Here is a 12096-nt window from a genome sequence, read left to right on the forward strand (position 1 = left end):
ATTTATAGTTGATGTTTTTTTGTAGTATTAAATTTATACCAGATAAGTTTTTTTAATAAACTAAGACTATTAATTAATAGTTTATTATACACTTTTAGAGATAATAAAGTTTTAAAAAGAAAAGATAAAAAATCTAATATCTATTGAATAATAGATTTATCAATTTAGAAAAATAAAATAATTATTTTTAAGGTTTCTATAATAATGATTTATAATATTTATAAAATAAAAATAAGCTAGCATAAATGTCTTATCAACAAAATCAAGCTGGTGATAATATAAAAACAGATGTAAGTTCATGGTCTTTCGAGGGAGATACAGCAAAATCTTTTGAAGCACATATTTCTAAATCAGTACCAGGATATCAAGAAGGTCAATCATTAATCGCATCTTACAGTGATTTTTTTATTAATTTAACTCCTCAAAAAATATATGATTTAGGTTGTTCAACAGGAAGTTTATTAGAAAAAATTGAAGCAAGGCATCCTAAAAAGCCAATAAATTATGTTGGATTCGATATTGTCCCAAAAATGATAGAAATAGCAAAAAAAAAGAAATTTATTAATCCTGAAAGATTCAAATTTGAATGCAAAGATATCTTAAGTTTAGAATTAAGCGAGGCATCTATAATTACTTCTTACTACACTTTACAATTTATTTTACCAAGCGTACGCCAAGATCTAGTGAATAAAATTTATGATTCATTAGCATGGGGAGGAGCCTTTTTTATTTTTGAAAAAACGAGAGGACCTGATGGAAGATTTCAAGATATGAATAGTCATGTTTATAACGAGTATAAACTGAGGCAAGGATATAAACCTGAAGAAATTTTCTCAAAAAGCCGATCCCTCGCTGGAGTATTAGAACCTTTCTCAGATAAAGGGAATTATGATATGTTTCAAAGAGCTGGCTTTAAGGATATTGAATATATATATACAAATATAAGTTTTAAAGGTTGGATGTGTATAAAATAAGCTAGAAATTTCTATACTTTAATATAAAAAAAATAACTAGTTAAATATTGATTAATTATCTTAAAACTGGAAAGATTATGATCTTATTTATCGGAAATAATGCCAAAAAACATTTTTGTTCTATTGTTGCGATTAATTTTAATAGGACATTAATAATAACGAAATTATAAAAATTTAAATAGTCTTAATAATTTAATTATAAAAACTTTTAAATAAATTATCTGAATAAAAATAATTAGGCTTTTGTTTAATTAATATAGAAATTTTATAAATATCATTAATGATTCGTTAAAATAGAGAATTAAGTCCTAGCTTCTTTATGAGAATATTAATTACAGGAATAGCTGGTTTTATTGGTTTTCATGTAGGCAAAAAACTAATAGAAAATGGATATTTTGTAATTGGTATAGATAATCTTAATCCTTACTATGACATAACTTTAAAAGAATCTAGACTTGAGAAATTGAAACAAATATCACAGTCAGAAAATAAGGGCTCATTATTTTTTAAAAAAGTTGATCTTGAGAATCAAGATGAATTAAAGAAAATATTTGTTGAACTAAAACCTGAAAAAGTAATACATTTAGCGGCTCAAGCCGGCGTTAGGTATTCCATAGAAAACCCTTCAAGTTATATCCAATCAAATATTGTAGGTTTTGGTAATATTCTAGAAGCCTGCAAAGAATTTTCAATCAAGCATCTAGTATATGCAAGTAGTAGCTCAGTTTATGGAGGTAATAAATCTTTTCCTTTTTCAGAGAAAGATAGTGTAGATCATCCAGTAAGTCTTTATGCAGCCACTAAAAAATCAAATGAATTAATGGCGCACACTTATAGTCATTTATTTGGTATTTCAACCACTGGGCTTAGATTTTTTACTGTTTATGGACCATGGGGTAGACCTGATATGGCATTGTTTAAATTTACAAATGCAATAATAAATGAAATACCAATAGAGATTTTCAATAGAGGGGATATGATAAGAGATTTTACATATATTGATGATATTGTTGAAAGTATTATTCTGGTAATGAATAAAGAAGCCGAACCGAATCTTTCTTTCAGGAAGGAAAAACCAAACCCAGCAACAAGTTGGGCTCCATATAGAGTTTTTAACATTGGAAATTCTACACCCATCAACTTGATGGATTATATTACTTGTATAGAAACTTTATTAGGCAAAAAGGCAATTAAAAAATTTATGCCTATGCAACCTGGTGATGTAAAAAAAACAATCTCTGACTGCACTTTGCTTGAAGAGTGGATAAATTTCAAACCCACAACATCTCTTGAAAAAGGGGTTTCCAATTTTATAAATTGGTATCGCGAATTTTATAAATCTTAACTATTAGCTCTATATTAAAAAATCATGGAATATTTTGATTTACCTCAACAATCAAATTGCACTATTGTAATTATAGGTCTTGGTTATGTAGGCTTACCATTGGCTATTGAATTCGCAAAAAATATAGATTGCAATTCAAAAAAAATCTTAAAAAGAAAAATTATTGGATTTGATATTAATTTAGAAAGAGTAAATGCACTCAAAAACGGAATAGATATCACTAAAGAAATCAACTTTGAAAACTTAAAGTATTTAAATGAAATAAATCTAACTAATGATATGAAGATTCTAAATAAAGCAGATATTTTCATAGTTACAGTCCCTACACCAATTGATAAAAAAAATGCTCCAGATTTAAATCCAATTAAGAAGGCAAGTGAAATGATAGGTAAGGTATTAAAACTTAAGGGAAAAGAAAAAATTAAACCAATTATTATTTATGAAAGTACTGTCTTCCCAGGAGCTACTGAAGAAATATGTGTACCAATAATTGAAAAGGAATCAAAATCAAAATTAAATAAAGATTTTTTTTGCGGTTATAGTCCTGAAAGAATAAACCCTGGTGATAATAAAAACAAATTAAATTCAATAATAAAAGTAACTAGTGGAAGTAACGAGCAATCTGCCTTATGGATTAACGAACTTTATAAGTCAATTATAAAAGCAGGAACTCATATGACATCAAGTATTAAAATAGCTGAGACTGCAAAAGTCATAGAAAATACTCAAAGAGATTTAAATATTGCGTTAATGAATGAATTAGCAAAAATTTGTGACCTAGTGAAAATTGATACTTTAGAAGTAATAAAAGCTGCATCTACAAAATGGAATTTTTTAGATTTCAGGCCTGGGCTTGTTGGAGGCCATTGCATTGGGGTTGATCCATATTACCTAACTTATAAATCCGAAACTTTAGGTTACAAACCAGAAGTTGTTTTAGCAGGAAGAAAAATCAATAACTCAATGCCAAGATGGATTTTAAAGAAAATTATATCTGAATTAGAAAATAATAATCTCGATATTCAAGGAGCAAATATTCTATTAATGGGTATTACTTTTAAGGAAAATTGCCCAGATATTAGAAATTCAAAAATTTTCGAACTAATACATTTACTTAATGAATATAATGTATCATTAACAATTTGGGATAGTTGGGCCAATGTTGAAGATTGCAAAAATTTTTTTAATCTAGAAATCACTAATAATTTCCCTAAAAACAAAAAATATACCTCCGTTATTTGTCTCGTTAAGCATAATGAATTTGCCGAACTTAGACCAATTGAATGGGAATCTTTAATAATTAAAAATGGAATATTTTTTGATTTAAAAGGAATTATTCCTCGGCAATTAAAACCAATAAGACCCTAAAGGTTTTAATCATGAAACAAAAAAACATTGTTTTAATAAACAAGGCCAATTAAGATTATAATTTTTATGTTTCTACTAAAAATAAAAACTATTTAATGATTAGAAAAAATTTTATTTTCAGAGTAAATCAGTTATTTATAAAAAACATATTTAGGATAAGTCCAAATAAAAGAAAATTTATTATTTTTAATCTAGATATTTTAATTATATGCTTTTCCTTATTGTTAACAAAATATTTCTTTCAGACTATATCTAAAGATTTACAAATTTTAAACTTAACAATTTATATTTTATTAACAATAATAATATCGAGTTTTGTATACATAATAGGAGGCCAATACAACAGCATAACAAGATATATTGGAGCCAAGTCAGCTTTTAAAATAATATTAAGAAACCTTATAATTACATTATCTATTTACATTTTAAATTTATACCTAAAGTTCATAAATAATTCTCCATCTGTACTACTAATCTCATTTGGTTTTACAACTTTCTTTTTATCTAGTTATAGATTTCTACTTAGAGATTTACTATTTAAGTTAAACAAGATAATAAATAAAAAGATAAAGAATGTTGTTATTTATGGGGCAGGTTCCGCGGGTATTCAACTTGCTGCATCTTTAAAAGTATCCAATAACTATTCAATAATATCCTTTATAGATGATAATACATCTCTTCAGTATAGAAAAATAAATGATATTCCTATATTATCTCCTAATGTTTTAGAACAAATAAGCCAAAAGAAAAAAGTTGATCTTATTTTATTAGCCATACCTAATCTTTCACCATTTAATAGAAAAAGAATTCTGAATAATTTAAATAAATTAAATTTAAAAGTTTTACAAATCCCAAGCCTCAAAGATTTATCTGAAGGTAATGCTAAGATCGATTCTCTAAGATCAATTGGAATTGAAGACTTACTTGGCAGAAAAGTAGTATTACCCAAAAAAGAATTATTAGAAAAAACATCTAAAAATAAGACTATTTTTATTACTGGTGGCGCAGGATCAATCGGGAGTGAATTATGCATTCAATTATTTAAGTATCTTCCAAAAGAAATAATAATACTTGATTCAAGTGAGTTAAATATTTATAACATCACAGAAAAAATAAATGCTATTTATAAAGATAAAAAGATTTGTTTCCAAATCATCTTAGGTGACTGCAAAGATGAAAAATTAATTAATAAAATTTTTGAAAATAACAATATTGATATAGTTTTCCACGCTGCTGCTTACAAGCATGTACCTCTAATAGAAAAAAATCCTTTAATTGGATTAAGAAACAATATAATTTCAACTTATATTATTTGCAAAGCTGCTCAAAAATATAACCTATCAAATATGACCTTAATTTCCTCAGATAAAGCTGTTAGGCCTTCCAATGTTATGGGGGCATCAAAAAGAGTTTCTGAATTAATAGTTCAAAGTTTTGCAGCTTTATCAAATGAAAACAATGAGCCAATTCAAAAAAGAAAAGGAAATACTTCTTTTTCTATTGTTAGATTTGGGAATGTATTAAACTCCTCAGGATCTGTTGTTCCTCTCTTTAAAAAGCAAATAGAAGATAGAAAAGATATAACAATTACTGATCCAAGAATTATAAGATATTTCATGACTATTCCTGAAGCAGTGGAATTAATTATTCAGTCAGTTTCTTTACATCAAAATGGAGATGTCTTACTTTTGGATATGGGTGAACCGGTCAAGATTATGGACGTAGCAAAACAAATGATTAGTTTAAGTGGTCTCAAAATTAAGGATGAGAAAAATCCTTATGGGGATATAAGAATTAAGATTACTGGATTAAGACCTGGAGAGAAACTTTACGAAGAACTGCTTATTAATAATACTTCCTTGAAAACTGAACATCCACTTATATATAGATCAAGAGAAAGTCACATGGAACCAGATGAGCTTATCCCCCTCATCGATGAACTAATTGAATACCTAAAGGAATTAGAAAAAGAAAAATCCTTAAATTTATTGAAGAGAATTGTTCCTGAATGGGAAAATCACCAAAATTTAAAAACTTAAAAATTAAAAATTAAAAATTAAAACTTTAACCCCTTTACATAAAGATACTTACCATTTTTTGTTTTTTTTATAAATTTCGCTCTATTCCAGTTAAATAGAATTTCAACTTTTGCTAATTTCTGCAAATCTTTTTCAAACGCCTCTTTGAATTCATCAGTTAGATCATTAAAGGGGTCAACATAATTAATTAAAATTGAATTTATTTTAGTCTGTTCAATTTGAAATTGATTAATGGAAGTCTTAAAAAATTTTTGAATAAAATATTGAGCATGAATTTTTAAACCATTTTCAAATTTAATATAATCAAAAATCCTTCCTTTAATAGGACCTAAAATTTGCAAATCTTCTTTTTTAGAAACGAGTTTAGATTGATCTCCAATATTAAACCTAATAATAGGCATAGAGTAATTATGAAAGTTTGTAATTAATAATTCATTATTTTCATTTACCTCTACATAACAATTTTTATTAAAGACATAATATTCATTTAATTTTCCAAAAGATCTTTCAGCTGCAATTGCTGCTACTTCTCTTGATCCATAAAGATCAAAAACTCTGCCTTTAAATACCTTTTGTAAGAAATCACGAGTTTCATTATTTAATACACAAGTTCTTGTTAAGATATACGGAATTTCCTCAACATATATATTTTTTTTATCTATATATTGAGCTAATTCTAATAAGGAATTTGTATAACCCTTTAAAAAAAAAGGTTTTTTTCTATTAATTAAATTTATACATCTTTTATAATCAACCTCTGTAAATACGAAGCAATTATAGCAATAGGAAGAGTAGATGATATTTTTGAATTTCTTATAAAAATTTGTTCCTTCTTTATTTTCTATATCATTTAAAGATCCCCAAATCTCTAGGGTAGTTGCCTCTTGCCAACTTTTCTCAAAATTATTTTTAAAGTAACTAAATAAAATAGCGTTTGTCCAATCAGCATATTCTTCACATTGTAAAATCGGAACAGGTTCGCCAGTAGAGCCTCCAGAATAAGTTATGCTTGATTTTCCCTTATAGTTTTTAGATAATAATTCTTTAAAATTTGACCTAATAATATTTTTGGTTAATATTGGAAAGTTTTTTATATCACTAGAGTTAAATTTTGCATAATAAGGTACATTCTTTTGCGCATATTTAAGTATTTTACTAATTGACTCTTCAACACTATAAATTTGTTTTTTATTAAAACTTTTAACGATAAGGTATGCTTTTCTATTTTTTATTGCCCATAAATTTTCTCTATAATTCATATTGAGTAATTTTTAATTAGTAAGTTCTAATATATTTTGAATAGTTCTTTTCCAGTCAAATTTCATTTGACACTTTCTTGAAATTTCTACAGAATCAAATTTGCCATCCTTTATAAACTTTATAAATTCACAAATAGATTCAGCTTTCTCATTTATATTTAAATTTTTATTTACAATAAACCCATTTACTCTATTCTCAATTATCAGATCAATCCCTCCAACATTTGGTGCCCAAACAGGAAGGCCAAGAGCATTAGCCTCAACAAGAACATTAGGAAAATTATCATATTTAGAGTTCATCAATAAACAATCTAAATTTTCTAAGGATTCGTATAGCTTTTCTTTTTCCAAGAATCCATGCATAATAACATTATTATTTAATTTTAGTTTAAATGATTGACTAACTAATTTATTCTTCAAAACTCCATCTCCAAAAATATGGATCTTAAGAGGATATATTGAATTTACTATTTTTAAGATTTTTAATAATTGACCAATACCCTTGATAGGGATAAGGCGACCAACAATTGCAATTTCAGTAAAATTATTATCATTTATTTTGTTAGTTTTTGGCAAAATAAACTTACCAACTCCAATTTCTACATAATTAACTTGATTAGGATAATCTTTTACTAATTTTCTATAAGCATCTCCATTACACAAAACTTTTATAAATCGAAAAAATATTCTTTCATAAGGAGACAATAATGGCCCTGGAGATCTCATATATGCACTGATATTCAAAACATTAGATGCAAAAAAAGTGAGAAAAGGCAGGAAGGTTGTTAGAACCAATAAATTTTTATTTCTTTTCTGCCTAATAATAAAAAAGATAACAGATATTTCAAAAGAAAATTGTCCAAGAATTCTCATTGCATAACCCACACCAGAAAGTTTAGGATTAATAGACTTTAGATATGATGAAAAATCATAAAACCAAAAAGCCCTGACATATTTTATTTTTATTCCATCAATAGTTGCAGGTTTATTTTTACAAAAAAATGGATCCACCGTAACGATAGAAGAATTAATCCCACTCAAATTGAATTCTTTGCAAATATTTAAATCAAAGTTTTCACCTCCCCCTCTAAAAATACTAAATGCATAATTAACAATTAAAACTTCTCTATTTTCTACATTCATATATATAAAACTAAATATATAATTAATTATATATTAAATTATATATTTAAATTTGAAAATTTTTATATTTCTATAATCTAAATAAATAAATAGTGTTAAATAAAACTATTTTTTTAGATACATTTTACTAGATATTTTAATATACTTATATTATTAATTATTATATTTTTGGGAAGGCATGATTTCATCTTTTGAACCAATAATATTAATATATGGCATATTAAATAGACTTCCAAAAAAAAGAATAATACAGATATATTTCTCTCTTTTTCTTATGATTCTTAGTGCTTTATCTGAATCACTAACATTATCAATATCTCTTCCCTTTTTAGCTTCTTTATCTAATCCGAGAAAACTATATGAATTTAAATTAATAAATTATTTTTTATCTTTTTTCAGTATTGATTCTTCTAATAACCTAATAATTCCAGTAGTAATTATTTTTTGCATAGCAATATGCATTTCTGCGGCCTTAAGACTTTTAAATATTTGGGTTAATTGCAAAGTTATTGCTTTAATAGGGAATGATCTTGGAAGATTAGGTTATTCCAATATATTGAAACAAAGCTATAGTTTCCACATTGATACTAAATCTAGTCAATTAATTACCGGTTTAACTTCAAAACTAGAATATTGTCTAGAATCTATTTACTCATCTTTTCAGTTTTTTCTATCTATAGCTATTTCTTTTTCAATAATACTCACTTTATTATTTATAAATTGGCAATCAACAATATTAAGTACTTTTATTTTTCTTATAATTTATTTATTAATATCGTCAAAGTCAAGAAAATACCTTACAGCAAATAGTAAACTAATTTCTCAGGTAACTGACCAGCAAGTAAGATTTATTCAAAATGGTTTAGGTAATATAAGAGAAATTATTTTAGGACAATTACAAAATAAATATGTTTCCATCTATGGGGAAATAGATCGCGAAATGAGAACAAGATATGCAAACAATCGATTTATTGGATTATTTCCTAGATATATTTTAGAAGCGGCAGCTATCTGTATTGTAAGTATATTATCTATATTTTTATTTTCAGAAACTAGTAATAGTAAAATCCCTGTTGCGATTCTAGGTTCGTTAGCTTTAGGTGCTCAAAAACTTCTTCCAGCTCTACAAAATATTTATAATTCTTGGGCAAATATATCTTCCAGAAAATCCGAAATAGAGTCAGTTTTAAAAATATTAAATTTAAAGAGTAAATTAATTTTCACAAAAGAATTACAAAATTTTCCAGAGAAAAATAATTTAATTAATTTTAAAAATGTTACTTTCGTTTATAAAAAATTAAATAGTATAGTTTTTAAAAACATTAATTTAAGCATTCCATTAGAGAAAAAAATAGGCATCATAGGTACAACAGGAAGTGGGAAAAGTACTTTTATTGATTTATTGATGGGTTTTATTTTGCCTACAGAAGGTGAAATAATAATAAATAATAAGCCACTAAGAAATAAGAAAAATCTTAGAGAGTGGCAAAATTGTATTTCTCATGTACCCCAAGATATATATATTTCTGACATCAGCATTGCTGAAAATATTGCTTTTGGTCTTAATAAAAACGAAATAAATATTGCTAGATTAAAAGAAGCTGCAAAAATTGCCGAAATTGATGAATTTATAGAAAGTCTTCAAAGTAAATATAATACAAAATTAGGTGAACGTGGTATGCAACTAAGCGGCGGGCAAAGACAAAGATTAGGAATAGCAAGAGCAATTTATAGAAAGACAAAAATAATAATTCTTGATGAGGCTACAAGTGCTTTAGATGTAAAAACTGAAAAAAGAATATTTGAAAATATTAATAAATTCCTCAAAAATAAAACTATATTAATGATTACGCATAGACCAAATACATTAGAAAAGTTTGATCATATTTACAAAGTTGAAAAACAAACAATTACCAAACTTAAATGATAAATATGATTTCTCCTAAAAACAAAGTTATTATTCATATAATCTCATCAATCACTGACCATGGTGCACAAAAAAATCTTATTTTATTCATAAAGAAAATCAAAGAAAAAGGGTTTGAGAGCCATAAAATCATATCAATCAAAAAGCCAGAGGAATCAAGTAATATTTATATCCAATTAAAAAAAATGGGAATTCCAATATATAAATTCAATTTAAAAGCTTTATTTTTGAATAAAAGTCTTCAACAAATCAATAAAAAAAAACAAGCTATTATATTTTTTGGCTGGATGTATCATGGAATGCTTATTGCTTTTTTAATGCATAAGATTTATTTTTCAAATAGTCAATTGTTATGGACAATAAGGCATGGAGAACCTTTTCATAAAGGAATTAATAAACTTACAAAGCTAATTATTCTGACACTTTCGTTAATAAATAAATATCAAAAAATACCAATTCTTGTAAATAGTTTCTGTGGAATTAAAAATCATATAAAGATTGGATTTAGATCAAAACAAATTAATTATTGGCCAAATTTTTTGCAAAGCAATAATTCATATCAACTAAAATTACCAACAAAAAATAAAAAAGAATACATAGTTTTATATCCTGCTAGATATCATCCACAAAAAAATCATGATATGAGCCTTAAAGTATTAAAAATACTTAAAAATAAATATAAATTGCCAATTAAATTAATCTTAGTTGGAGAAAATATAGAATCATATAAGACAAAATTAGTAAAAGATTATGATTATAATAATCTTTTTTTAAATTCAATAAAATTCATTGAGCAAAGAAAAAATATAAAAGAATATTATAAGAAATCGGATATCGTAATTTCAACTTCTTCCTTTGGGGAAGGTCTTCAAAATATTATTTTAGAGGGATTATACTTTGGAAGATTAGTTTTTTCTACTAGAGCTGGGGATGCCTCAAGGATTCTAACTAAAGAATACTTATGCAATACAAATGATCATAAAATAATGGCAAAAAAAATAGCTTATACAATTAATAAGATAAATAATGATTCAAAATTTCAAGAATCTTTAATATGTAATCATGCTAAACAAATAAAAAAAATCAACAAGCTTTGTGATACAAATTTAATTTTAGAAACATTTATAAAAAATATAAAATGAAAAGGATTATAAAATTCCAAATAAAATTATTAGTTTTTCTAGTAAAGCTTTTAACTAAAATCTTTATTGGACATAATCCATTTATATATAAGTTATTAAATAAATTGCAGATATCTAGTCATGGAAACATGAAAGATACAAAAAAAATTTATGAATTGTTTAATTACTATAATAAAAATTTAATATCATACAATATTGATTTAAACGAACTTAACTATAAAGGGGATTTTCTAGAAGTCGGTCCAGGAGATAGTTTAGGTCTAAGTTATGTTTTTTTGAAAACCGGCTTTAAAAATGCTTATGCAATTGACAAAGATAATTACATAACTAAATTTGGTGAGAAGTCTTTGAATAAATTAGATAAAAGAATTTTTGCAGAATTTTCTTTAGCCACATCAATTAACAAAAATATTAAAAATAAATTTCTTTATGATTCAATAAATTATTTAACTAATGGTATTAATTCCTTAAAAGAAATTAAAAATAAAAGTATTTCATTAATAATAAGCAATGCGGCTTTTGAACATATAGATAAAAATGAAGTTAACAATTATTTTAAATTATTCAGCAAAAAACTTTGTAAGGATGGTATATTTATTCTAAGAATTGATTTAAAAGATCATTTAGTGGGTGATTTTTTTAATCATTTAATTTCAGAAAGATACTGGGAGTCAAATTTATTTAAAAGAGGATCACACTATACTAATAGGATTAAAACTGAGGAATTTAAAAATATTATTTATAGAAATAAACTAAAAATAATAATAGTTAAAAATGAAAAGTACACAGTAAATTCTTTCTTCAATACTGATTATTCTATAAATTTAAACTCAATATTAAATAGTCAAAAAGTACCAAGCTCTATAATGATAATTGGTAAAAAATAATAGATTTTTAAA

The 12096-nt window shown here is 25.2% G+C and carries 9 protein-coding genes; 7 read left to right on the forward strand and 2 right to left on the reverse strand.

Going from position 1 to position 12096, the window contains the following annotated elements; translation table 11 throughout:
- Nucleotides 1-245 precede the first annotated feature (245 nt).
- The 4 genes from HA143_RS07030 to HA143_RS07045 all read left to right on the forward strand — a co-directional run bounded on the left by HA143_RS07030 (nt 246) and on the right by HA143_RS07045 (nt 5726).
- Nucleotides 246-974: a methyltransferase domain-containing protein gene (locus HA143_RS07030; RefSeq protein ID WP_209085068.1), complete on the forward strand. Its 729-nt coding sequence runs from the start codon at nt 246-248 to the stop codon at nt 972-974.
- A 319-nt stretch (nt 975-1293) separates the two neighbouring features.
- Nucleotides 1294-2319 carry an NAD-dependent epimerase gene (locus HA143_RS07035; protein ID WP_209085077.1) on the forward strand — a complete coding sequence of 342 codons (1026 nt, stop codon included), beginning with the start codon at nt 1294-1296 and terminating at the stop codon, nt 2317-2319.
- 24 nt (nt 2320-2343) lie between these two features.
- The gene (locus tag HA143_RS07040; protein ID WP_209085079.1) at nt 2344-3687 is read left to right on the forward strand and encodes a nucleotide sugar dehydrogenase; all 1344 of its coding nucleotides are present in this window, start codon (nt 2344-2346) and stop codon (nt 3685-3687) included.
- A 221-nt stretch (nt 3688-3908) separates the two neighbouring features.
- A complete protein-coding gene (locus HA143_RS07045; protein ID WP_209085081.1) occupies nt 3909-5726 on the forward strand; it encodes a polysaccharide biosynthesis protein in 1818 nt (605 codons plus the stop codon).
- Between the two features lie 17 nt (nt 5727-5743).
- Here HA143_RS07045 and HA143_RS07050 read toward each other — a convergent pair whose 3' ends face one another.
- Entirely contained in the window at nt 5744-6985 is a 1242-nt protein-coding gene (locus HA143_RS07050) for a phenylacetate--CoA ligase family protein (protein WP_209085083.1), read from the reverse strand.
- 12 nt (nt 6986-6997) lie between these two features.
- Nucleotides 6998-8128 carry a glycosyltransferase family 4 protein gene (locus tag HA143_RS07055; RefSeq protein WP_209085085.1) on the reverse strand — a complete coding sequence of 377 codons (1131 nt, stop codon included), beginning with the start codon at nt 8126-8128 and terminating at the stop codon, nt 6998-7000.
- Between the two features lie 178 nt (nt 8129-8306).
- On the opposite strand from HA143_RS07055, the gene HA143_RS07060 reads away from it, so the two are divergent.
- The 3 genes from HA143_RS07060 to HA143_RS07070 all read left to right on the forward strand — a co-directional run bounded on the left by HA143_RS07060 (nt 8307) and on the right by HA143_RS07070 (nt 12084).
- Nucleotides 8307-10055 (forward strand): ABC transporter ATP-binding protein, encoded by a 1749-nt coding sequence (locus HA143_RS07060; protein WP_209085093.1) that lies wholly within the window; start codon nt 8307-8309, stop codon nt 10053-10055.
- 5 nt (nt 10056-10060) lie between these two features.
- A complete protein-coding gene (locus tag HA143_RS07065; protein WP_209085095.1) occupies nt 10061-11197 on the forward strand; it encodes a glycosyltransferase in 1137 nt (378 codons plus the stop codon).
- 128 nt (nt 11198-11325) lie between these two features.
- Entirely contained in the window at nt 11326-12084 is a 759-nt protein-coding gene (locus HA143_RS07070) for a hypothetical protein (protein WP_209085097.1), read from the forward strand.
- Nucleotides 12085-12096: the final 12 nt, after the last annotated feature.

Origin of the sequence: Prochlorococcus marinus CUG1415 (assembly GCF_017696015.1) — a bacterium.
Lineage (GTDB): Bacteria > Cyanobacteriota > Cyanobacteriia > PCC-6307 > Cyanobiaceae > Prochlorococcus_A > Prochlorococcus_A marinus_AE.